At 35.9% G+C, this 23,188-nt stretch carries 19 protein-coding genes; 15 read left to right on the forward strand and 4 right to left on the reverse strand.

Annotated elements, in window-relative coordinates; all coding sequences use genetic code 11:
• Window positions 1-82 precede the first annotated feature (82 nt).
• Window positions 83-2,725, forward strand: coding sequence for a YhgE/Pip domain-containing protein (locus tag KUA57_RS02150; RefSeq protein WP_218493576.1), 2,643 nt, complete (start codon window positions 83-85; stop codon window positions 2,723-2,725).
• 25 nt (window positions 2,726-2,750) lie between these two features.
• Here the strand turns inward: KUA57_RS02150 and KUA57_RS02155 are convergent, their stop codons facing one another.
• Together KUA57_RS02155 and KUA57_RS02160 are read right to left on the reverse strand one after the other, a co-directional pair.
• Window positions 2,751-5,294: a YfhO family protein gene (locus tag KUA57_RS02155; RefSeq protein WP_045605305.1), complete on the reverse strand. Its 2,544-nt coding sequence runs from the start codon at window positions 5,292-5,294 to the stop codon at window positions 2,751-2,753.
• Window positions 5,295-5,355: 61 nt separating this feature from the next.
• Complete coding sequence (locus tag KUA57_RS02160; RefSeq protein WP_000958774.1) at window positions 5,356-6,978, reverse strand: ATP-binding cassette domain-containing protein; 1,623 nt, start codon at window positions 6,976-6,978, stop codon at window positions 5,356-5,358.
• 205 nt (window positions 6,979-7,183) lie between these two features.
• Here KUA57_RS02160 and trpS point away from each other — a divergent pair, with 205 nt between their 5' ends.
• On the forward strand, window positions 7,184-8,209 hold the full coding sequence (trpS, locus tag KUA57_RS02165) for a tryptophan--tRNA ligase (RefSeq protein ID WP_218493577.1): 1,026 nt from the start codon (window positions 7,184-7,186) through the stop codon (window positions 8,207-8,209).
• A gap of 151 nt (window positions 8,210-8,360) precedes the next feature.
• A complete protein-coding gene (guaB, locus tag KUA57_RS02170; RefSeq protein ID WP_218493578.1) occupies window positions 8,361-9,839 on the forward strand; it encodes an IMP dehydrogenase in 1,479 nt (492 codons plus the stop codon).
• Between the two features lie 49 nt (window positions 9,840-9,888).
• Here guaB and recF read toward each other — a convergent pair whose 3' ends face one another.
• Window positions 9,889-10,986 carry a DNA replication/repair protein RecF gene (gene recF / locus KUA57_RS02175; RefSeq protein WP_064276835.1) on the reverse strand — a complete coding sequence of 366 codons (1,098 nt, stop codon included), beginning with the start codon at window positions 10,984-10,986 and terminating at the stop codon, window positions 9,889-9,891.
• Between the two features lie 2 nt (window positions 10,987-10,988).
• Window positions 10,989-11,357, reverse strand: a complete 369-nt coding sequence (yaaA, locus tag KUA57_RS02180; protein ID WP_061864821.1) for a S4 domain-containing protein YaaA — start codon at window positions 11,355-11,357, stop codon at window positions 10,989-10,991.
• A 158-nt stretch (window positions 11,358-11,515) separates the two neighbouring features.
• Between yaaA and yfmF the strand changes: the two genes are divergently transcribed.
• From yfmF to rpsB, 12 genes are all read left to right on the forward strand, one after another.
• Complete coding sequence (gene yfmF, locus KUA57_RS02185) at window positions 11,516-12,766, forward strand: EF-P 5-aminopentanol modification-associated protein YfmF (RefSeq protein ID WP_125446623.1); 1,251 nt, start codon at window positions 11,516-11,518, stop codon at window positions 12,764-12,766.
• Window positions 12,763-14,046, forward strand: coding sequence for an EF-P 5-aminopentanol modification-associated protein YfmH (yfmH, locus tag KUA57_RS02190; RefSeq protein WP_061864820.1), 1,284 nt, complete (start codon window positions 12,763-12,765; stop codon window positions 14,044-14,046). The genes yfmF and yfmH overlap by 4 nt, the downstream gene beginning before the upstream one ends.
• A gap of 41 nt (window positions 14,047-14,087) precedes the next feature.
• A complete protein-coding gene (gene rodZ, locus KUA57_RS02195) occupies window positions 14,088-14,918 on the forward strand; it encodes a cytoskeleton protein RodZ (protein ID WP_049487620.1) in 831 nt (276 codons plus the stop codon).
• A 10-nt stretch (window positions 14,919-14,928) separates the two neighbouring features.
• A complete protein-coding gene (gene pgsA / locus KUA57_RS02200) occupies window positions 14,929-15,474 on the forward strand; it encodes a CDP-diacylglycerol--glycerol-3-phosphate 3-phosphatidyltransferase (protein WP_061864819.1) in 546 nt (181 codons plus the stop codon).
• Window positions 15,471-16,298 carry an energy-coupling factor ABC transporter ATP-binding protein gene (locus tag KUA57_RS02205; RefSeq protein ID WP_061864818.1) on the forward strand — a complete coding sequence of 276 codons (828 nt, stop codon included), beginning with the start codon at window positions 15,471-15,473 and terminating at the stop codon, window positions 16,296-16,298. The genes pgsA and KUA57_RS02205 overlap by 4 nt, the downstream gene beginning before the upstream one ends.
• Window positions 16,283-17,122, forward strand: a complete 840-nt coding sequence (locus tag KUA57_RS02210) for an energy-coupling factor transporter ATPase (protein ID WP_004269805.1) — start codon at window positions 16,283-16,285, stop codon at window positions 17,120-17,122. Before KUA57_RS02205 ends, KUA57_RS02210 begins: the two co-directional genes overlap by 16 nt.
• Window positions 17,115-17,909, forward strand: a complete 795-nt coding sequence (locus KUA57_RS02215) for an energy-coupling factor transporter transmembrane component T family protein (RefSeq protein ID WP_120770770.1) — start codon at window positions 17,115-17,117, stop codon at window positions 17,907-17,909. Before KUA57_RS02210 ends, KUA57_RS02215 begins: the two co-directional genes overlap by 8 nt.
• A gap of 58 nt (window positions 17,910-17,967) precedes the next feature.
• Window positions 17,968-18,786, forward strand: a complete 819-nt coding sequence (mreC, locus tag KUA57_RS02220; protein ID WP_218493579.1) for a rod shape-determining protein MreC — start codon at window positions 17,968-17,970, stop codon at window positions 18,784-18,786.
• Window positions 18,786-19,280, forward strand: coding sequence for a rod shape-determining protein MreD (gene mreD / locus KUA57_RS02225; protein WP_218493580.1), 495 nt, complete (start codon window positions 18,786-18,788; stop codon window positions 19,278-19,280). The genes mreC and mreD overlap by 1 nt, the downstream gene beginning before the upstream one ends.
• Before the next feature lie 93 nt (window positions 19,281-19,373).
• A complete protein-coding gene (gene pcsB, locus KUA57_RS02230) occupies window positions 19,374-20,612 on the forward strand; it encodes a peptidoglycan hydrolase PcsB (RefSeq protein ID WP_020902292.1) in 1,239 nt (412 codons plus the stop codon).
• Between the two features lie 206 nt (window positions 20,613-20,818).
• Complete coding sequence (locus KUA57_RS02235) at window positions 20,819-22,030, forward strand: aminoacyltransferase (protein ID WP_218493610.1); 1,212 nt, start codon at window positions 20,819-20,821, stop codon at window positions 22,028-22,030.
• Between the two features lie 356 nt (window positions 22,031-22,386).
• Window positions 22,387-23,166: a 30S ribosomal protein S2 gene (gene rpsB / locus KUA57_RS02240; RefSeq protein WP_000268459.1), complete on the forward strand. Its 780-nt coding sequence runs from the start codon at window positions 22,387-22,389 to the stop codon at window positions 23,164-23,166.
• Window positions 23,167-23,188: the final 22 nt, after the last annotated feature.

The raw sequence follows: 23,188 nt of genomic DNA on the forward strand, positions 1-23,188 counted from the left end.
TTTTTATCTTGTAATTTATATTTTTTATTGTATAATCTATTATATCAAAATTTTAGACAATGTGTTTAAAAAAGGAGAAACTATGTTTAAAGAATGGAAAGCAATTTTTAAAAAACCAAACTTTATTATTGTCATGATAGGGATTTCTCTTATTCCCGCTCTGTACAATGTCATATTTTTGTCATCAATGTGGGATCCATATGGTCAATTGTCTGACTTACCTGTGGCAGTTGTCAATAATGATAAAGATGCTTCCTATAATGGTAATAGCATGTCTATAGGAAAAGACATGGTGTTCAATTTAAAAGAAAATAAAATCTTGGATTTTCATTTTGTAGATGAAGATGAAGGAAAGAAGGGATTGGAAGATGGCGATTACTATATGGTAGTGACTTTACCAAGTGATTTATCTGAAAAAGCAGTTTCTATTTTAACGAATCATCCAGAGCAAATGCAAATCGATTATCAGACTTCAAGTGGTCATAGCTTTATTGCCAGCAAGATGAGTGATTCTGCAATGACACAATTAAAGCAGAATGTTTCTACCAATGTAACCGAGACTTATACTAAAGCTTTATTTAACAAAATGGTCGATTTAAAGAATGGGATAAGTCAAGTAGCGTCTGGTAGTGAAAAACTAACTGATGGAGCGAATCAGTTAGTGGCAGGAAGTCAAACATTAACTACTAACCTACACTCTTTAGCAGATTCAAGTTTAACATTTTCAAATGGAACGGAGCAGTTTACTAAAGGATTATCCTCTTATGTCTCTGGTGTTGAACAACTTCATCTTGGCTTAGGGAATTTTAATAGTGGTTTAGTTACATATACTGGTGCAGTGAGTCAATTAGATAGTGGGTTAGGTCAATTATCTTCTAAAAGTCCTGAATTAGTGAGGGGAATTAATCAATTATATACTGGTGTAGAATCTTATACTGGCGGTGTTTCTCAGCTCAATGCTGGTCTTAATCAATTTTCATCTGGTGTTAGTGCCTACACCAATGGAGTGGGAAGTCTTGCAACAGGTGCTAATCAGTTATCTAATCAATCAGCTACACTTCGAATGGGGGTGGAGCAATTAAGTGAAGGGATTCAACAACTTTCTAGCAAGTTAGATGCTTCATCTGAGCAAAAAGATCAAATTAATCAATTATCTTCTGATTTGAATCAGTTAAATCAAGCTATTCAAAATATTGATGTTGGAGATACAAAACAATTAGATTCTGTTTTATCAAGTATAGTATCTCTTTCTAATCAAATGTTAGCAAGTGCTCAGTCTGATAAAGTGACTACATTAGCTAATATTCAATCGACAGCAGCTTATCAATCATTGACAAGTGAGCAACAAGCTGAGATAAGCGCTTCTGTATCTCAAAATTCGACCGATAGTATTCAATCGGCTCAGTCAATTATAGCTTTAGTACAAGGTTTACAGGGAAGTTTAGAAAACTTACAAAATCAATCTTCAAATCTTTCGACATTAAAAAATCAAGCTAATCAAATATTACCGCTTGCTTCTACTTCTTTGACAGGATTGTCAAGTGGATTAACAGAAATACAGGGAGCAGTGACGAGTAAATTAGTTCCTGCCAGTCAGTCGATTGCATCAGGTGTAAACGCATATACTGCAGGTGTTGATAAAGTTTCTCAGGGGGCAAGTCAACTAAGTGAAAAGAATTCCACCTTGACAGGTAGTTTGGATCAACTAGTTTCAGGCTCAACTAACTTGACACAAAAATCTTCTAAATTGACAGCAGGAGTTGGTCAATTAGTTGAAAAAACTCCAGACTTAGTGTCTGGTATTGAAAAATTATCAACTGGCTCCAGTCAATTGAATCAAAAGAGTCAAGAATTGATAGCAGGAGTTGATAAATTGAAGTCAGGATCTAGCCAACTAGCTGACAAATCCAGTCAGTTAATTTCAGGTGCTTCTCAATTAGAGAATGGAGCTAATAAATTGGCAGATGGATCTGGGAAACTTGCAGAAGGTGGAACAAAGTTAACTTTTGGATTGGAAGATTTACAGTCAGGAGTTGCTTCTTTGGGACAAGGATTAGGTAATGCTAGTGATCAACTCAAGTTAGCATCAACAGAATCTAAAAATGCAGAGATTTTGTCAAATCCTCTCAGTCTCTCCAAAACTGACAATGACCAAGTTCCTGTAAATGGAATTGCAATGGCTCCTTATATGATATCAGTTGCTCTTTTTGTTGCAGCAATATCAACGAATATGATCTTTGCGAAGTTGCCTTCAGGACGTCATCCGGAGAGTCGTTGGGCTTGGTTGAAATCTCGAGCAGAAATAAATGGTATTATAGCTGTTTTGGCAGGAATTTTGGTATATGGAGGAGTTCATCTTATTGGTTTAACTGCAAATCATGAGATGAGAACATTTATTCTCATTATCCTAACAAGTTTAGTATTCATGTCCATGGTGACCGCTTTAACAACATGGAATAGCCGTATAGGAGCTTTCTTTTCTCTTATTTTGCTTTTATTACAGTTAGCATCAAGTGCAGGTACTTACCCACTTGCTTTGACAAATGATTTCTTTAGAGCCATTAATCCTTGGTTACCAATGAGTTATTCAGTTTCTGGATTACGAGAAACAATCTCTATGACAGGAAATATTCATCATCAAGTCATTTTCCTTTCTGTGATACTAGTACTATTTATTGGTTTAGGTATGCTAGCCTATCAGCCTAAGAAAATGGAAGAAGATTAAAAAAATCGACCAACTGGTCGATTTTTTATGCCTTAGATGACTTTTGTCTGTGATTATAGATTCCAAATAGTAAGAGAGAAGTAAAGGAACAGATTGCTCCAGTAATAAAACCATTGGGAATGAAGGAAAGTGTAATAGTTCCTTTCCCCTTGGGAACGTCAACTTTCATAAATCCAGTTTGAGCTTGTTTAATTTCTATTTTCTTACCATCTTGGTAGGCAGACCAACCTTTGTCATAAGGAATGGTGAAGAAAATAGATGTATCTTGTTGGACATCATATGTAGCAAAAACCTTGTTTTTAGAAGTTGATACTGTTACAGGTTGTTCTTTGATTTTTTGAATAGCCTCAGTTAAAGTTTGGGTATCTAAACGATAGAAGGTAGGAGATTCAAATGATACTTGTGAATTTCCAGGGAAACTAACATTGATATTGAAAGTTTTTTTCTCTTTTGTATATCCTAGATTAAAGAAGGAGAAGGCATTATCAGTTGTAAAAGTCTTTTTTTCACTATTTACAAGGATGTCAACCTTCTTTTGTTTATCATTAGAAAAGTGAAGGTTTGTGAAAGAAAGATAAACTTGGCTGTTTTCTGGCACTTCAATTTGATACTGGATTGCTGCATCCTCATTTGAAGAACTTGTAACACTAATCAAATCATCAGTATTTTCGGTTTTTTCATAAAGGATTGGAGAAAAATAATCAAAATCGACGTTAGCAAGTTGATTTAAAAACGAGGCTTGATTATCTAAAGTATGTTCATTGAACTTGACATCATTGTAAACAAATTGACTAGCAAATGCAATCGGAAGAGAGAATTGATTTTCATATAGGGCAAGATTATCTTTTTGATAGATATCTTTAAAACCATACTTATCAATAGGGTTGTCTGAGATATTGTACTGGATACCAAATAAACTATCAGCCAAAATACTATTATTTGCATAGCGGAGATTGAGATTAGTCCCAGAGGATTTAAACCCAAGTTTATCCAAAGTAGAGCTTGCTGAACGATTTCGAACAGATGAAAATTGAGAGATTCCATTGTAGTTGAATTTCATACTGTCATTTCCTGTCTGAGTTTGTAGTTTTTCAGTACGAGTAAATTGATTTCCAATATCTGTTGAGAAAGATTCCATAGCTGGGATATCTCGATTATATGAACTTCGAGAAGCAAAACCCCATTCTTTAGCAATTCCGTCCATTTGAGATGAAGCATTTAAACTCATTTCAACCATTATAAATAAAGAGATTAGAATGGCAAATAGATTTACAAAGATAAACTTTTTGATAACTGCAAGGAGTAAAAGCGAATAGACAATCAAAAATTCAAGAGTAAGCAGAATATTCAAATCTGTTAAAAAAGAATAATGCGATTTTAGATAGATGGTGGCTAAAAATCCTGTTACTATAAGAAAAAGCGAAACTAAAAAATTCCAGATTTTAATTTCTTTTAGACGATTTAAGACTTCCGCTGCTGTGTAAATTAACAAGGTAGAGAAAATCCAAGCATAGCGATGTAAAAACATGTTTGGAGTATGCATGCCTTGCCAAAATAAATCAAGAGCTTCAATATAAAAGCTTGCAATTAGAAATGTAAAGAAGATTGCATAGATAAGTTTCACGTGAAACTTAATAGTTTTCAGTGTAAAAAATAAAATAGTCAAAATAAAGGGAAGTAGTCCTACAAAAATCATTGGAATAGCCCCATACTTGGTTGTATCAAAGGAACCAATGAATTGCTTAGCAAAAAGATCAAGATACCAGCTACTTTCAGTTTGAAACTTTGTAACTTCAGTCAATTTTTCCCCATGTGTCTGTAAATCAAACAGAGTAGGAAGAGTCAGAATCAAACTAGCCATACCAGCTAAAACGGAGGTGATTATGAAATCAAGAAAAGATGATTTTCGGGTTTTAAAGTCCCAAGAAATTTGACAGAGATACCAGAAAATAAGAAACAATGCTGTCATATAGCCAAAATAATAGTTTTGGATAAATAAGATTGACAGACTTGTAAAGTACAATAGGAATTTCTTTTCAGTGATGAGTATCTGTAAACCAGTTATAATTAAAGGAATCAAGATAAAAACATCTAGCCAGGTTTTTATCTCTAATTGACTGACAGTGAAACTCATCAGAGCATAGGAAGTAGATAAAGCTAGTTTTAAAGGATTAGGAATCGATTGAAATAATTTATTTAAACTAAAGTAAGTTGACAGTCCAATCAATCCAAATTTTAAGAGAGTTGTCAGATAGACAGCATCTGGCATATTAGTTAGATCAAAAAAGTAAACTAGTGGTGAAAGGAAACTACCCAAGTAATAACTAGATAGGGCATAGAAATTCAATCCGAGGCCACTTGTAAAGGTGTAGAACAAACTACCATTTCCGTGTAGGATATTTCTTAGAGCTATATCAAAAATAACGTATTGATGAAACCCATCTCCTAATAGTGGAGATGTATCGCTATTCCAGTAGATACCTTGAGATAGATATACTCCTATCATAATAATTATGGGAATGATGGAAGAAACAAAATAGGTCCAATATGTTTTAAAAAATAATTTCATGTTACCTCATAAAATGTTAGAAAACTCAGCTGGTTAACCCAACTGAGTTTTGAAGTTTTATTTAGTCTTTCCAAAGTTCTTTAACTTTTGCTTGTACTTCTGCATTCTCTAGGAATTCATCATAGGTTTCATCGATACGGTCAATAACGCCATTTTTAGACAAGACAATGATATGGTTGGCTAGAGTTTGAATAAACTCGTGGTCATGGCTGGCAAAGATGATTGATTCTTTAAAGTTTTTCAATCCATCATTCAAGCTTGAGATAGATTCCAAGTCCAAGTGATTGGTTGGATCATCAAGTACAAGGACATTTGATTTTAAGAGCATGAGTTTTGAAAGCATGACACGGACTTTTTCTCCCCCTGACAAGACGTTTACAGGTTTGTTAACCTCATCTCCAGAGAAGAGCATACGGCCGAGGAAGCCACGTAGGAAAGTATTGTCATCTTCTTCTTTACTTGCGAATTGACGCAACCAGTCAAGGATTGACTCTCCTCCTGCAAAATCTGCCGAGTTATCTTTTGGCAAGTAAGAACGGCTAGTAGTAACTCCCCACTTGACAGTTCCTTCATAGTCAATGTCTCCCATGATTGCACGAATTAATGCAGTCGTTTGGATGTCATTTTGCCCAATAAGCGCTGTCTTATCACCTGGACGTAAGATAAAGCTGATATTATCTAAAATAGTCTCACCATCAATCTTTACAGTTAGATTTTCTACTGTCAAGAGATCATTACCAATCTCACGTTCCGCTTTAAAGTTGATAAATGGATATTTACGACTAGATGGTACAATTTCTTCAAGTTCAATCTTATCAAGCATTTTCTTACGTGATGTTGCTTGTCTTGATTTAGAAGCATTAGCAGAGAAACGAGCAACGAACTCTTGCAATTGCTTAATTTTTTCTTCTGCTTTAGCATTACGGTCTGCTAGCAATTTAGCAGCAAGCTCAGAAGATTCCTTCCAGAAGTCGTAGTTTCCGACATAGAGTTTGATTTTTCCGAAGTCAAGGTCGGCCATGTGAGTACATACTTTGTTTAAGAAGTGACGGTCATGGGATACAACAATAACGGTGTTATCAAAATCAATCAAGAAGTCTTCTAGCCATGTAATTGATTGGATATCTAAACCATTGGTAGGCTCATCCAACAGAAGAACATCAGGTTTACCGAAAAGTGCTTTGGCTAGGAGAACTTTTACTTTTTCACCGTTGGCCAATTCGCTCATGTTTTGATAGTGCAATTCTTCTGGAATGTTTAGGTTTTGAAGTAGTTGAGAGGCTTCACTTTCTGCTTCCCAGCCCCCAAGCTCAGCAAACTCTCCTTCGAGTTCGGCAGCACGCACTCCATCCTCATCTGAGAAATCTTCTTTCATGTAGATAGCATCTTTCTCCTTCATGATACTATAAAGTTTTTCATTTCCCATAATAACGACATCAATGGCACGTTCGTCTTCATAGTCAAAGTGATTTTGACGAAGAACAGAGAGACGTTCATCTGGACCAAGAGAGATGTGACCAGTAGTAGGTTCGATATCTCCGGCTAAAATTTTTAAAAAGGTAGATTTTCCGGCACCATTAGCACCAATTAATCCGTAAGTATTTCCTTCTGTAAATTTGATATTGACATCATCAAAAAGTTTGCGATCACTAAAACGTAGTGAAACATCAGATACTGTAAGCAATGTTTTTCTCCTATATGTGTAATATATTTATTCTACTAGAAAATACGGAAATATTCAAATTTTTATCTGTCAATTTTATGTAAATTATATTTACAGCATACTTTACACAGAACCGTGAATAGCAAGGTTGATTTATTTTGATAAATTGCGGTTATTTCATTAAAAAAATGCTATAATTGAAGGGACCATATCGAAGGAGAACAAAATGACTAAACCCACTATTTTAACAGGAGACCGTCCAACAGGAAAATTGCATATTGGACATTATGTTGGAAGTCTCAAAAATCGAGTATTATTACAGGAAGAGGATAAGTATGATATGTTTGTGTTCTTGGCTGACCAACAAGCCTTGACAGATCATGCCAAAGATCCTCAAACTATTGTAGAGTCTATTGGAAATGTGGCTTTGGATTACCTTGCAGTTGGATTGGATCCAAGTAAGTCAACTATTTTTATTCAAAGCCAGATTCCAGAGTTGGCTGAGTTGTCTATGTATTATATGAATCTGGTTTCATTAGCACGTTTGGAGCGCAATCCAACAGTCAAGACAGAAATTGCTCAGAAAGGCTTTGGAGAGAGTATTCCGACAGGATTCTTAGTCTATCCAATTGCTCAAGCAGCTGACATCACAGCTTTCAAGGCTAATTATGTTCCTGTTGGGACAGATCAGAAACCAATGATTGAGCAAACTCGTGAAATTGTTCGCTCTTTTAACAACGCATATAACTGTGATGTCTTGGTAGAGCCGGAAGGTATTTATCCAGAAAATGAGAGAGCAGGGCGTTTGCCTGGTTTAGATGGAAATGCTAAAATGTCTAAATCACTCAATAATGGTATTTATTTAGCTGATGATGCGGATACTTTGCGTAAAAAAGTGATGAGTATGTATACAGATCCAGATCATATCCGCGTTGAGGATCCAGGTAAAATTGAAGGAAATATGGTTTTCCATTATCTAGATGTTTTTGGTCGTCCAGAAGATGCTCAAGAAATTGCTGACATGAAAGAACATTATCAACGAGGTGGTCTTGGTGATGTGAAGACCAAGAGTTATCTACTTGAAATATTAGAACGTGAACTTGGTCCTATTCGTGAGCGCCGTATTGAATTTGCTAAGGATATGGGAGAAGTTTATAATATGCTTCAAAAAGGTAGTGAAAGAGCGCGTGAAGTTGCAGGTCAAACCCTATCTGAGGTTAAAGGAGCAATGGGACTTCATTACTTTAACTAAGTTTATTTTACAAGAAACTATCATTTCTATCTCGAAGAAAAGATAGTTTTTTATTTACCCCTGTAACATTTGACAAATTTTTATAGAATGGTATGATAGATACAATATAAAAAGAGTCAAGCTCAAAAATAAAGAAAAGAGGAAACTTCGAATGTCTAATTGGGACACTAAATTTTTGAAAAAAGGTTTTACCTTTGATGATGTATTGCTTATTCCAGCTGAAAGTCATGTGTTGCCTAACGATGCAGATTTAACAACTAAATTGGCAGATAATTTGACTTTAAATATCCCAATTATTACCGCTGCCATGGACACAGTTACAGAGAGTCAAATGGCCATTGCTATTGCTCGTGCAGGTGGTCTCGGAGTTATCCATAAAAACATGTCAATTGCTCAACAAGCAGAAGAGGTTCGTAAGGTAAAACGTTCTGAAAATGGAGTTATTATTGATCCGTTCTTCTTGACGCCTGAACATACAATTGCTGAAGCAGATGAGCTTATGGGTCGTTACCGCATCAGTGGTGTTCCAGTTGTTGAAACACTTGAAAATCGCAAATTGGTTGGTATTTTGACAAACCGAGATCTTCGTTTTATTTCAGACTATAACCAACCAATCTCAAACCATATGACTAGTGAAAATATTGTTACTGCTCCTGTGGGTACAGATCTTGCAACAGCTGAGAGTATTCTTCAAGAACACCGTATTGAAAAGCTTCCTTTGGTAGATGAAGAAGGTCGTCTTTCTGGTTTGATTACTATCAAAGATATTGAAAAAGTTATTGAGTTTCCAAATGCTGCTAAAGATGAGTTTGGTCGTCTTCTAGTTGCAGGTGCAGTAGGGGTTACTTCAGATACATTTGAACGTGCAGAGGCTCTTTTTGAGGCAGGAGCGGATGCGATTGTTATTGATACTGCGCATGGTCATTCTGCAGGTGTCTTGCGTAAAATTGCTGAGATTCGTGCTCATTTCCCAGACCGTACATTGATTGCTGGAAATATTGCTACTGCTGAAGGTGCACGTGCCCTTTATGAAGCAGGTGTAGACGTTGTCAAGGTTGGTATTGGGCCAGGTTCTATCTGTACTACTCGTGTGATTGCAGGTGTTGGTGTTCCACAAGTAACAGCTATCTATGATGCTGCAGCTGTTGCGCGTGAATATGGTAAAACGATCATTGCTGACGGTGGAATCAAGTATTCTGGAGATATTGTAAAAGCCCTTGCTGCAGGTGGAAATGCAGTTATGCTTGGATCAATGTTTGCTGGAACTGATGAAGCTCCAGGCGAAACTGAAATCTTCCAAGGACGTAAGTTTAAGACTTACCGTGGTATGGGATCAATTGCTGCTATGAAGAAAGGTTCAAGCGATCGTTACTTCCAAGGTTCTGTCAATGAAGCAAACAAACTTGTTCCAGAAGGAATTGAAGGTCGTGTTGCTTATAAAGGTGCGGCAGCTGATATTGTCTTCCAAATGATTGGAGGTATTCGCTCTGGTATGGGTTACTGTGGTGCAGCTAACCTTAAAGAACTACACGACAATGCTCAATTTATTGAAATGTCTGGTGCTGGTTTGAAAGAAAGCCACCCTCACGATGTACAAATTACTAATGAGGCACCAAATTATTCTATGTAAAAGAAATGAAAAGAACTCCTGCGAAAACAGGAGTTCTTTTACAATGTTGTCAAGTTTTATTTACAATAACTTTACCATCTTGAATAGTGAAAATACTTAGATTTTCTGGTAGATTTTGAAGATGATCTATGCTTGTTGTTGTGATAAAGGTTTGGATTGAATGAGAAATCGTTTCTAATAATTTTAGTTGTCTAGTGTTGTCAAGTTCGCTCATAACATCGTCAAGCAGTAATATTGGAGATTCTGTAGTAATGCTTTCCATTAACTCGATTTCTGCTAATTTTATTGAGAGGACGAGACTACGATGTTGGCCTTGACTTCCGAAACTAGCATCCATTCCATTTATATAAAAAGAAATGTCATCTCGATGAGGACCGACACCAGTATTCTTTTTAAATAAATCTCTGGATCTACTTTTTTCTAAAGCGATTTTGAAAGATTCGGATAAGTTTTCTTTGTCAGTTATCTTGACAGAAGATTGATAGGCTATTGACAACTCTTCAATCTGATTAGAGAGTTCAAAATGTTTCTTACGGCCAAAATATTCTAGTTTTTTTATAAAATCTAAGCGGTGATTCATCACACGACATCCATAATCGACTAGCTGATCATCTAGTACTGAAAGGAAGGTTTCATCTATTGTTTGAGCTGATTTTAGATAGGTATTTCTTTGTTTAAGTATGTGGTTATAATTGGTTAAATCTGATAAATAGATTGGCTTAATTTGTCCAAGCTCCATATCAATAAATTTTCGTCGAATTGAAGGTGCTCCTTTAATTAGTTGTAAATCTTCAGGAGCAAATAAGACAACATTCATGTGTCCGACATAATCTGAAAGTCGTGCCTGTTTTAAATGATTAACTTTTGTCACACGCCCTTTTTGTGTTAGTTCGATTTCGAGAGGAATGGATCCAGTTTTTTTCTGAACAAGACCTGAAAGATGAAGCTGTTCCTCATCAAAATGAATGAGATTTTTATCTGTTCGAGTTCGATGACTGCGTGTTAAGGCTAAAAAATAGATAGCCTCTAACATATTTGTTTTTCCTTGTGCATTGCGTCCTAAAAAGACATTCAATTTAGGATTAAAGTCTATTTTCGTCTCTTTGTAATTACGAAAAGTCTTGAGAGATAGGTGTTGTAGCCACATGATTATCTACCAGGGAATCGCGGAGCTTGTCTGCTTTTGGGTGATGAAGCAGGTTTCGATTTGTCTTTTTTTAGTCCCTTATTCATCTCCTTGACAAGTTTAGCGATTCGTTCTTTTTCAACTTTATCATCTTGGTATTCATCCTGTTCTTCAGAAGTAGGTTGTGTCAACAATATGTCAATATTCATGTCAGGGATGTCAACTTTATCACCAATACGAAGTTTTTTACCACGACGATTTTCTAATTCCCCATTAAAGTAAACAGAATGTTCAGAGAGAAATGATTTAATAGCTCCTCCGCTATGTGTAATTCCAAGTTCTTTGAGTAGTGCTTGGAGGGTAATAAATTCTTCAAATAATTTGTATTCCATAATTCACCTCAATCTTTGGTATTATACCATATTTTCCTAAAAATAGTGAGAGAAACAAGGAGTAATGTAAGCGATTTTTATTTCAAAAGTGTTACAGAGAACAAGAAAATTTCAGGTTTTCGTGATATAATAGAAGTCTGTATATAAGGAGGTAAATCATGGAGTTAGTGCATGGAATTTCAACACATTTTATCCAATCAAAAAAGTTTAAAACGAACAAAATCGCCGTGCGTTTTACCGCTCCATTATCCCTCGATACGATTGCAGGTCGCATGTTGAGTGCGAGTATGCTAGAGACTGCTAATCAGATGTACCCCACTTCTCAAGATTTGAGAAGACATTTGGCCAGTCTATACGGTACAGATATGTCAACCAATTGTTTCAGAAGAGGACAAAGTCACATTGTAGAATTGACATTTACCTATGTTTGTGATGAGTTTTTAAGTAGGAAAAATGTTCTAACTTCTCAGGTTTTGGAATTTGTAAAAGAAACTCTTTTTTCACCCGTAGTAGTTGATAATGGGTTTGATTCGGCTTTATTTGAAATTGAGAAAAAACAATTGCTAGCAAGTTTAGCAGCTGATATGGATGATTCTTTTTATTTTGCACATAAAGAATTAGATAAATTATTTTTTCATGATGAACGTCTTCAATTGGAATATAGTGATTTACGAAATCGTATTTTAGCTGAAACTCCACAAAGTTCTTATTCTTGTTTCCAAGAATTTTTGGCCAATGATCGAATAGATTTCTTTTTCCTAGGTGATTTTAATGAGGTTGAAATTCAAAATGTATTAGAATCATTTGGCTTTAAAGGTCGAGAAGGAGATGTGAAGGTTCAGTATTGTCAACCTTATTCCAATATCCTTCAGGAAGGTATGGTTCGGAAAAATGTGGGACAATCCATTTTGGAATTAGGTTATCATTGCCCTTCTGAATATGGTAATGAGCAACATTTACCCATGATTGTAATGAATGGTTTACTTGGTGGATTTGCTCATTCTAAGCTCTTTACAAATGTCCGTGAAAATGCTGGATTAGCTTATACTATTTCAAGTCAGCTTGATTTATTTAGTGGATTCTTGAGGATGTATGCTGGTATCGATCGAGAAAATCGGAACCAGGCTCGTAAAATGATGAATAATCAACTGCTTGATTTAAAAAAAGGTTATTTTACAGAGCTTGAGCTAGAGCAGACCAAGGAAATGATTCGTCGGTCTTTGTTGCTTTCTCAAGATAATCAAGGTTCATTGATTGAATGTGCTTATCAAAATGCCTTACTTGGAAAATCTTCAGCAGACTTTAAAAGTTGGATTGCAAAACTCGAGCAAGTTGACAAAGATGCTATTTGTAGAGCAGCTAATAATGTGAAACTACAGGCGATTTACTTTATGGAAGGAATAGAATGACAAAGGTTATTTTTGAAGAAAAATACTATCCAGCTGTAAAAGAAATGGTTTATCGAACTTGTTTATCAAATGGATTGACAGTTGCTCTTTTGCCTAAAAAGGAATTTAAAGAGGTTTACGGGAGTGTAACTGTACAGTTTGGTTCGGTAGATACGCTTGTCACAGAAATTGACGGAGATGTAAAACAATATCCTGCAGGAATTGCTCATTTTCTTGAACATAAATTATTTGAGAGAGAAGATGCTAGCGATTTGATGTCGGCTTTTACGAGTCTAGGTGCAGATAGCAATGCCTTTACAAGCTTTACAAAAACAAACTATCTTTTTTCAGCAACGGATCATTTTTTAGACAATTTAGACTTACTTGATGAATTGGTAACATCAGCACACTTTACTGAAGGTTCCATTTTAAGAGAGCAGGATATTATCCAGCAAGAACGAGAAATGTATCAAGATGATCCAGATTCGTGTTTATTCTTTTCAACTCTAGCGAATTTGTATCCTGGCACACCTTTAGCAACGGATATAGTTGGCAGTGAGGAGTCCATTTCCCAAATCAATCTAACTAATTTGCAAGAAAATTTTACAAGATTTTACAAACCTGTAAACATGTCTCTGTTTTTAGTTGGTAATTTTGATGTGGATCAAGTACAGGACTACTTTGAAAGAAAAGAACTGGAAGATTTAGATGTTAAGGAAGTGGCAAGAGAAAAGCTTGTTTTACAAGATGTAAAGCAAACAGACAGTATGAGAATGGAAGTATCTTCTCCCAAACTAGCGATTGGAGTTAGAGGTAAGCGAGAAGTTGCTGAAGCGGATTGCTATCGATATCATATTTTATTAAAATTATTGTTTGCAATGATGTTTGGTTGGACTTCGGATCGTTTTCAGAAATTATATGAATCAGGTAAAATTGATGCGTCCTTATCTCTGGAAGTTGAAGTAACAAGTCGCTTTCATTTTGTTATGTTGACAATGGATACAAAAGAGCCAGTTGCTTTATCTCATCAGTTTAGGAAGGCTATTCGTAATTTTACAAAGGATTCAGATATTACAGAGGATCATTTAGATATTATAAAAAGAGAAATGTTTGGAGAATTTTTCAGTAGCATGAACTCTCTTGAATTTATTGCAATGCAATATGATGCTTTTGGACAAGGTGAGACAATCTTTGATTTGCCGAAAATTTTACAGGAAATTACTTTAGAGGATGTCCTTGATGCTGGACATCATTTAATAGATGATGGTGACATAGTTGATTTTACAATATTCCCATCGTAGAAACCTATCATAATCGATACTAGAAAGAAGGAATGACAAGTATGAGGAAAAAAACAATTGGTGAGGTTTTACGTTTAGCTAGAACCAACCAAGGGTTGACTTTAGAAGAATTACATAAAAAAACAGAAATTCAGTTGGATATGTTGGAAGCAATGGAAGCTGATGATTTTGATCAACTTCCTAGTCCATTTTATACTCGTTCTTTTTTGAGAAAGTATGCGTGGGCAGTTGAACTTGATGAGAGAATTGTCTTGGATGCTTATGATTCTGGGAGCATGATTACTTATGAGGAAGTAGATGTTGATGAAGAGGAGTTGACAGGTAGGAGACGTTCAAGTAAGAAAAATAAGACATCATTTTTACCTTTATTTTATTTTATACTCTTTGCCCTATCGATTGTCATTTTTGTGACTTATTATGTTTGGAATTATATTCAGACTCAACCGGAGCGTTCATCTGCGTCTAGTTATAGTGTAGTCCAAGCAACAAGCTCGACTAGTTCTGCAACTCCATCTTCAACTAGTAGTGGTTCATCAAGTAGCTCTTCGAATATTGAACCAGTTATAAGTGTATCAGGTGAAGGAAATTATGTAGAAATCGCTTATAAAACAAGTAAGGAAACCGCAAAATTGCAATTATCGGTTTCAGATGCTAGAAGTTGGGTTAGTGTTTCAGAAAGTGAGCTTGAGGGTGGTGTGACCTTATCACCGGATAATAAAAGTGCAGAAACAACAGTTTCAACAAAAAATCCTGTGACCATTACTTTAGGTGTTGTCAAAGGTGTTGCTTTAACAGTAGATAATCAGACTGTCGATTTATCGAAATTAACAGCTCAAACTGGACAAATAACTGTAACCTTTACTAGAAATTAAGGAAAAACGAATGAAAAAAGAACAAATTCCCAATCTCTTGACAATAGGTCGAATTCTCTTTATACCTATTTTTATCTTTATTTTAACGATAGGAAATTCGCTAGAAAGTCATATAGTAGCAGCTATTATATTTGCTATTGCCAGTATTACCGACTATTTAGATGGATATTTAGCTCGTAAATGGAATGTGGTCAGTAATTTTGGCAAATTTGCAGATCCTATGGCGGATAAGTTACTAGTTATGTCTGCTTTTATTATGCTGATTGAGTTAGGTATGGCTCCAGCTTGGATTGTTGCAGTGATCATCTGTCGTGAGTTGGCTGTGACAGGTTTAAGGCTTTTATTGGTTGAAACTGGTGGGACAGTTTTAGCAGCAGCAATGCCTGGAAAAATTAAAACTTTCAGCCAGATGTTTGCGATTATTTTCTTGCTATTACATTGGATTTTTCTTGGTCAAATTCTACTTTATGTAGCCTTGTTTTTCACTATCTACTCTGGCTATGATTATTTCAAGGGTAGTGCCTATGTATTTAAAGGGACATTTGGTTCGAAATGAAATCAGTAGTTGATGTAAAAAATCTTTCTTTTCGTTATAAGGAAAGTCAGGAATACTATGATGTGAAGGATATTACGTTTCACGTGAAACGTGGAGAATGGCTTTCGATTGTAGGGCATAATGGTAGTGGTAAATCAACGACGGTTCGCTTAATTGATGGCTTACTGGAAGCAGAATCCGGAGAGATTGTAATTGATGACCAACGGCTGACTGAGGAAAATGTTTGGAATATACGTCGTCAAATCGGTATGGTTTTTCAAAATCCAGACAATCAATTTGTTGGAGCGACTGTTGAAGATGATGTTGCCTTTGGTTTGGAAAATCAGGGACTTTCTCGTCAAGAAATGAAAAAGAGAGTGGAAGAAGCTCTGGATTTGGTTGGCATGTTGGACTTTAAAAAGAGAGAACCAGCGCGTCTATCAGGTGGCCAAAAGCAACGTGTGGCTATTGCTGGTGTTGTAGCCCTAAGACCAGCTATTTTAATCTTAGATGAAGCAACGAGTATGTTGGATCCTGAGGGACGTAGAGAACTAATTGAGACAGTAAAAGGAATTCGAAAAGACTATGATATGACGGTCATTTCCATTACACATGATTTGGAAGAAGTTGCCATGAGTGATCGTGTGTTGATCATGAAAAAAGGGTCAATTGAATCAACTAGTAGTCCAAGGGAGCTTTTCTCTCGAAATGATTTGGATCAAATTGGATTAGACGATCCTTTTGCTAATCAATTAAAATATTCTTTGAGCCAGAATGGCTATGATTTGCCTGAAAATTATTTGACAGAAAGTGAGCTAGAGGATAAGCTATGGGAATTGCTCTAGAAAATGTGAGTTTTACGTATCAAGAAGGGACTCCCTTAGCCTCAACAGCTTTGTCGGATGTTTCCTTGACGATTGAAGATGGTTCTTATACGGCTTTAATTGGGCACACAGGTAGCGGCAAATCGACTATTTTACAACTTTTAAATGGTTTATTGGTGCCAAGTCAAGGAAGTGTACGAGTTTTTGATACCTTAATCACCTCGACTTCTAAAAATAAAGATATTCGTCAAATTAGAAAACAGGTTGGCTTGGTATTTCAGTTTGCTGAAAATCAGATTTTTGAAGAAACGGTTTTGAAAGACGTTGCTTTTGGACCGCAAAATTTTGGAGTTTCTGAAGAAGATGCGGAGCAGATTGCTCGTGAGAAACTGGATCTGGTTGGAATTGATGAATCACTTTATAATCGTAGTCCGTTTGAGCTATCAGGTGGCCAAATGAGGCGTGTCGCCATTGCAGGCATACTTGCCATGGAACCAGCCATATTAGTCTTAGATGAGCCCACAGCAGGCCTAGATCCCCTGGGAAGAAAAGAGCTGATGAATTTGTTCAAAAAACTCCACCAGTCAGGGATGACCATTGTCTTGGTAACGCATTTGATGGATGATGTTGCTGAATATGCAAATCAAGTCTATGTGATGGAAAAGGGACATTTAGTTAAGGGTGGTAAACCAAGTGATGTCTTTCAAGATGTTGTTTTTATGGAAGAAGTGCAGTTGGGAGTACCTAAAATTACGGCCTTTTGTAAACGATTAGCTGATAGAGGCGTGTCATTTAAACGATTACCGATTAAGATAGAGGAGTTCAAGGAGTCGCTAAATGGATAGTATGATTTTGGGGCGTTATATCCCAGGGGATTCAATTGTTCACCGATTGGATCCACGTAGCAAATTGCTTACTATGATGCTACTGATTTTAATCGTTTTTTGGGCTAATAATCCCTTGACGAATCTAATTCTTTTTATAGCGACAGGGATATTTATTGCCTTGTCAGGAGTATCTCTTTCATTTTTTATTCAGGGCTTGAAGTCTATGTTTTTCTTGATTGCCTTCACAACTATTTTTCAACTGTTTTTCATTTCTAATGGGAATGTTTTATTTGAGTTTTCATTTGTGAGAATCACGGATTATGCTTTGCAACAAGCTGGAATTATTTTTTGTCGCTTTGTATTGATTATTTTCTTTTCAACTTTGTTAACCTTAACGACCATGCCCTTAAGTTTGGCATCAGCTGTCGAAGCTTTATTAGCACCTTTAAAGCGTGTGAAAGTTCCAGTTCATGAAATTGGATTAATGCTGTCCATGAGTTTGCGTTTTGTTCCGACCTTAATGGATGATACGACGCGGATTATGAATGCGCAGAAAGCGCGTGGAGTGGATTTTGGTGAAGGAAGTATTGTTCAAAAGGTGAAGGCTATGATTCCCATTTTGATTCCTCTTTTTGCGACAAGTTTAAAACGTGCGGATTCCTTGGCTATTGCTATGGAAGCGCGTGGTTATCAGGGAGGAAAAGGCAGAAGTCAATACCGACAACTGAAATGGACTCGAAAGGATACGCTGACTATTCTGGTTATTATCGTACTTGGTTGTTGCTTATTTTTCTTAAAATCTTAGTAGCTTTCAGGAATTGATAAAAAGTTACTGTAACAGTTTTTGATATAAAGGTAGGGATATGAACCGTTTTAAAAAATCAAAATATGTCATTATTGTTTTTGTCACTGTTCTGCTTGTGTCAGCTCTCTTAGCGACGACTTATTCAAGTACAATTGTGACAAAATTAGGAGATGGAATCTCATTGGTTGATAGGGTTGTGCAAAAACCGTTTCAGTGGTTTGATTCTGTCAAATCAGATTTGGCTCATTTGACACGAACTTATAATGAAAATGAAAGTTTGAAGAAACAGATTTACCAATTAGAAGTTAAATCAAATGAGGCGGAAAGTTTAAAGGCGGAAAATGAACAACTGCGCCAATTGCTTGATATGAAGTCCAAATTGCAAGCTACAAAGACTTTGGCAGCAGATGTTATTATGCGTTCTCCGGTATCTTGGAAGCAGGAGTTGACCTTGGATGCAGGCAAATCAAAAGGGGCTTCTGAGAGTATGTTAGCCATTGCAAATGGTGGTTTGATTGGGAGTGTCTCAAAAGTAGAGGAGAACTCTACCATGGTCAACCTTCTGACAAATACGGAAAATGCTGCTAAGATTTCTGTTAAAATTCAACATGGTTCTACTACAATTTATGGGATTATTGTTGGCTATAACAAAGAAAATGAAGTTCTTAAAATTAGCCAATTAAATAGTAATAGCGATATTAGTGCAGGCGATAAGGTGACAACTGGTGGATTAGGAAACTTTAATGTTGCTGATATTCCTGTTGGTGAAGTGGTTGCCACAACGCATAGTACGGACTATTTGACACGAGAAGTAACTGTTAAATTGAGTGCAGATACTCATAATGTGAGTGTGATAGAATTGGTGGGGAATTCATAATGAGACAGTTGAAGCGAGTTGGAGTATTTTTATTGCTTCCTTTCTTTGTTCTAATTGATGCCCATATTAGCCAGCTTCTGGGTTCATTCTTTCCCCATGTGCAGTTAGTTAGTCATTTTCTATTTTTATTTCTCTTATTTGAGACGATTGAAGTATCAGAGTATCTCTATTTAGCCTATTGTTTTGTAGTGGGTTTGGTTTATGACATTTACTTTTTCCACTTGATAGGGATTGCGACTCTGTTATTTGTCTTGTTGGGGGCATTTCTCCATAAATTTAATAGTGTTATTTTATTGAATCGTTGGATGAGAATGCTGGCAATTATTGTCATGACTTTTCTATTTGAGATGGGAGCCTATATACTTGCATTGGTGGTAGGTTTAACTGTGGATAGTATGTCTTTGTTTATAGTCTATAGTTTAGTACCATCAATGATTTTGAACCTTATATGGATGATTATTTTTCAGTTTATTTTTGAAAAATTTTACCTATAAGAAAGAAATAAAAATGTAACAAAGGCGTAATATTCATTAGGCCTTTTTTTGGTATACTAGTAATGTCTTTAAAAGAAGGAGTATCTACGAAATATGAAGAAAAAAATCTTAGCGTCACTTTTACTAAGTACAGTAATGGTTTCTCAAGCAGCTGTTTTAACAACTGCGCATGCAGAAACTACTGATGACAAAATTGCTGCTCAAGATAATAAAATTAGCAACTTAACAGCACAACAACAAGAAGCCCAAAAACAAGTTGATCAAGTTCAGGAGCAAGTATCTGCTATTCAAACAGAGCAATCAAACTTGCAATCTGAAAATGATAGACTACAAGAAGAATCTAAAAAGCTTGAGGGTGAAATTACAGAACTTTCTAAGAATATTGTATCTCGCAATGATTCATTACAAAAACAAGCTCGTAGTGCTCAAACAAATGGAGCTGCAACAAATTACATTAATACAATTGTAAACTCAAAATCAATTACAGAAGCTATTTCACGTGTTGCTGCAATGAGTGAAATCGTATCTGCAAACAACAAAATGTTGGAACAACAAAAAGAAGATAAAAAAGCTATTTCCGAAAAACAAGTAGCAAACAATGATGCAATTAATACAGTTATTGCAAATCAGCAAAAACTAGCTGATGATGCTCAATCATTAACTACAAAACAAGCTGAGTTGAAAGCTGCAGAATTGAATCTTGCTGCTGAAAAGGCTACTGCAGAGGATGAAAAAGCAAGTTTACTTGAGAAAAAAGCTGCAGCAGAAGCAGAAGCTAAAGCAGCAGCAGAAGCAGAAGCAGCTTATAAAGCTAAACAAGCAAGTCAACAACAAAAAGTCGTTGCTTCTGGAAATACAACTTTTACAGCAGAAGTTCAAGCAGTATCAACTACTTCTTCGTCATCTAGTTCGTCTGAATCATCTTCAAGTAGTGCTTCAGCGGAATCAACAAGCTATACTCCTGCACCAGTGAAACAACGTCCGACATATAGTACAAATGCATCAAGCTATCCTGTAGGTCAATGTACATGGGGAGTAAAAACTTTAGCACCATGGGCTGGTGATTACTGGGGTAATGGCGGTCAATGGGCTGCAAGTGCAGCAGCTGCAGGTTTCCGTACAGGTTCTACACCACAAGTTGGCGCGATTGCATGTTGGGATGATGGAGGATACGGTCACGTAGCAGTTGTTACAGCAGTTGAATCATCAACTCGTATTCAAGTTTCTGAGTGTAACTATGATGGAAGTGGAACTCAACCAATCGGAAATTATCGTGGATGGTTTAATCCGACAGCATCAAGAGGTACTGTAAGATACATTTATCCAAACTAATATACTGATTATTACTATACAAAGGGTGAGATCTTATTAATCTCACCCTTTGTATAGTGCTGGAAAAATTAATTTCATTATATAATTACTTGAACTTATTTTCTATTTTTATAATTATTTAATTAAAGTAAAATGAAACGTAGAAATTTAGTACGAGTGTAGCATGTTAATAAAAAATGGTTTCTAAGGGAGTCGGTGTTGAAGTTATGTTTAGGTATAAAATAAATGTTGATGTTAAAGAGTGGGATTTATTTTTAGAAAATCATCCTCAAGGAAATTTATTGCAGAGTAGTGATTGGTCCAAGATAAAGGATACTTGGGGGAACGAGAGAGTTGGCTTTTATAAAGATAATCAATTAGTTGGAGTAGCAAATATCTTAATTCAACCGCTACCATTAGGATTCTCTATGTTTTATATTCCACGAGGTCCAGTAATTGACTATGAAGATAAAGAACTTCTGAAATTTGTTCTTTTAACGTTGAAAAAACTTGCTAAAAAAAACCATGCAATAATGGTTAAATTTGACCCAAGTTTATTTATCAGTAGAGGTCTTATTGACCAAGAAACTGTCCAAAATTCTATGACTTTAGCAATTGTCGAAGAACTGAAAAAAAATAAAGTTTATTGGACAGGCTTAACAAAGGATATGGCAGAAAATATACAACCACGTTTTCAAGCTAATATTCATAAAGAAAATTTCTCACTGGATCAACTTTCTAAGTCTACTAGACAGGCTATCCGAACTGCAAGAAATAAAGGATTGGAAGTAAAGTTTGGTGGACTTGATTTATTAGATGAATTTTCATTTTTAATGAAGAAAACAGAGTCTCGCAAGAATATCAGTTTACGAGGCAAAGATTATTATCAGAAGTTACTGGATACTTATCCTGACCACTCCTTTATCACACTGAGCTATTTAGATCTACCTAATAGACTGAAAGAAGTTGAGCGGCAACTCGAAAAGAATCTAAAAACAGCGCAGAAGTTTACAGATAAAACGAAAGAAGGTAAAATAAAAGAGAATCAGCAAGAGAGAAAACGATTAGAGGAAGAAATTTCTTTTCTTAAGAACCATATTGACAGAGGGGATAGTATTGTCCCATTGTCTGGTACTTTAACTATCGAATTTGGGAAAACTTCTGAGAACTTATATGCTGGAATGAATGAAGAATTTAGACACTATCAACCTGCTATTCCTACATGGTTTGAGACAGCACAACATTCTTTTGAACGAGGGGCTGAGACTCATAATATGGGTGGAATTGAAAACAATTTAGAGGGTGGGTTAATTAGCTTTAAATCCAAGTTTAATCCCACTATCGAGGAATTTGCTGGTGAGTTTAATTATCCAACTAGTTCATTATATTTTTTGTTTAATCTAGCTTATAAAATTCGTAAGAAACTTAGAAGTATATAAGACAAACTAATTATTTTGCCACTATATTAAATTTAAAAAAATTTAGCTATTAGAGCATCTCAGCAGTATATGTTGGGATGTTTTAAATTTAGAGTTTTTATTAGTAATTTAATGCTAAATTCCCAAACTAATTTCCACTTTGGCCATCCAAGTGGAAGTTACTTTGAGAAGTTAGCAGAAATTATCTACTTTAAAAATCTACTAAAATGGCTTGAAAATATTGAAAAAGTATGGTAAAATGAAACTTGTCGTGTGAACGATAATACTCATTCTTGATGAATTGTGAAACAGTTGCCCTTGGGTCGTTTTGCGAGTTGAAGTCAAGAAGAGGAAAAAAACAAAAAGGAGAAATACTCATGGCAGTAATTTCAATGAAACAACTTCTTGAGGCTGGTGTACACTTTGGTCACCAAACTCGTCGCTGGAACCCTAAGATGGCTAAGTACATCTTCACTGAGCGTAACGGAATCCACGTTATCGACTTGCAACAAACTGTAAAATACGCAGACCAAGCATACGATTTCATGCGTGATGCAGCAGCTAACGATGCAGTTGTATTGTTTGTTGGTACTAAGAAACAAGCGGCTGATGCAGTTGCTGAAGAAGCAGTACGTTCAGGTCAATACTTCATCAACCACCGTTGGTTGGGTGGCACTCTTACAAACTGGGGAACAATCCAAAAACGTATCGCTCGTTTGAAAGAAATCAAACGTATGGAAGAAGATGGAACTTTCGAAGTTCTTCCTAAGAAAGAAGTTGCACTTCTTAACAAACAACGTGCACGTCTTGAAAAATTCTTGGGTGGTATCGAAGATATGCCTCGTATCCCAGATGTGATGTACGTAGTTGACCCACATAAAGAGCAAATCGCTGTTAAAGAAGCTAAAAAATTGGGAATCCCAGTTGTAGCGATGGTTGACACAAACACTGATCCAGATGATATCGATGTAATCATCCCAGCTAACGATGATGCTATCCGCGCTGTTAAATTGATCACAGCTAAATTGGCTGATGCTATCATCGAAGGACGTCAAGGTGAAGATGCAGCAGCAGTTGAAGCAGAATTTGCAGCTTCTGAAGCTCAAGCAGATTCAATTGAAGAAATCGTTGAAGTTGTAGAAGGCGACAACGCTTAATTCATATAAATAGTAATTACCT

Source organism: Streptococcus vulneris, assembly GCF_019218685.1.
GTDB classification, from domain to species: domain Bacteria; phylum Bacillota; class Bacilli; order Lactobacillales; family Streptococcaceae; genus Streptococcus; species Streptococcus vulneris.

Excerpts from the sequence above, each read along its gene's own strand:
- pgsA (WP_061864819.1), top strand. The coding sequence starts at position 14,929 with ATGAAAAAAGAACAAATTCCCAATCTCTTGACAATAGGTCGAATTCTC.
- KUA57_RS02215 (WP_120770770.1), top strand. The coding sequence starts at position 17,115 with ATGGATAGTATGATTTTGGGGCGTTATATCCCAGGGGATTCAATTGTT.
- yaaA (WP_061864821.1), bottom strand. The coding sequence starts at position 11,357 with ATGGAATACAAATTATTTGAAGAATTTATTACCCTCCAAGCACTACTC.
- guaB (WP_218493578.1), top strand. The coding sequence starts at position 8,361 with ATGTCTAATTGGGACACTAAATTTTTGAAAAAAGGTTTTACCTTTGAT.
- trpS (WP_218493577.1), top strand. The coding sequence starts at position 7,184 with ATGACTAAACCCACTATTTTAACAGGAGACCGTCCAACAGGAAAATTG.
- pcsB (WP_020902292.1), top strand. The coding sequence starts at position 19,374 with ATGAAGAAAAAAATCTTAGCGTCACTTTTACTAAGTACAGTAATGGTT.
- mreD (WP_218493580.1), top strand. The coding sequence starts at position 18,786 with ATGAGACAGTTGAAGCGAGTTGGAGTATTTTTATTGCTTCCTTTCTTT.
- KUA57_RS02235 (WP_218493610.1), top strand. The coding sequence starts at position 20,819 with ATGTTTAGGTATAAAATAAATGTTGATGTTAAAGAGTGGGATTTATTT.
- KUA57_RS02210 (WP_004269805.1), top strand. The coding sequence starts at position 16,283 with ATGGGAATTGCTCTAGAAAATGTGAGTTTTACGTATCAAGAAGGGACT.
- yfmH (WP_061864820.1), top strand. The coding sequence starts at position 12,763 with ATGACAAAGGTTATTTTTGAAGAAAAATACTATCCAGCTGTAAAAGAA.
- KUA57_RS02205 (WP_061864818.1), top strand. The coding sequence starts at position 15,471 with ATGAAATCAGTAGTTGATGTAAAAAATCTTTCTTTTCGTTATAAGGAA.
- recF (WP_064276835.1), bottom strand. The coding sequence starts at position 10,986 with ATGTGGCTACAACACCTATCTCTCAAGACTTTTCGTAATTACAAAGAG.
- yfmF (WP_125446623.1), top strand. The coding sequence starts at position 11,516 with ATGGAGTTAGTGCATGGAATTTCAACACATTTTATCCAATCAAAAAAG.
- mreC (WP_218493579.1), top strand. The coding sequence starts at position 17,968 with ATGAACCGTTTTAAAAAATCAAAATATGTCATTATTGTTTTTGTCACT.
- KUA57_RS02150 (WP_218493576.1), top strand. The coding sequence starts at position 83 with ATGTTTAAAGAATGGAAAGCAATTTTTAAAAAACCAAACTTTATTATT.
- KUA57_RS02155 (WP_045605305.1), bottom strand. The coding sequence starts at position 5,294 with ATGAAATTATTTTTTAAAACATATTGGACCTATTTTGTTTCTTCCATC.
- rpsB (WP_000268459.1), top strand. The coding sequence starts at position 22,387 with ATGGCAGTAATTTCAATGAAACAACTTCTTGAGGCTGGTGTACACTTT.
- rodZ (WP_049487620.1), top strand. The coding sequence starts at position 14,088 with ATGAGGAAAAAAACAATTGGTGAGGTTTTACGTTTAGCTAGAACCAAC.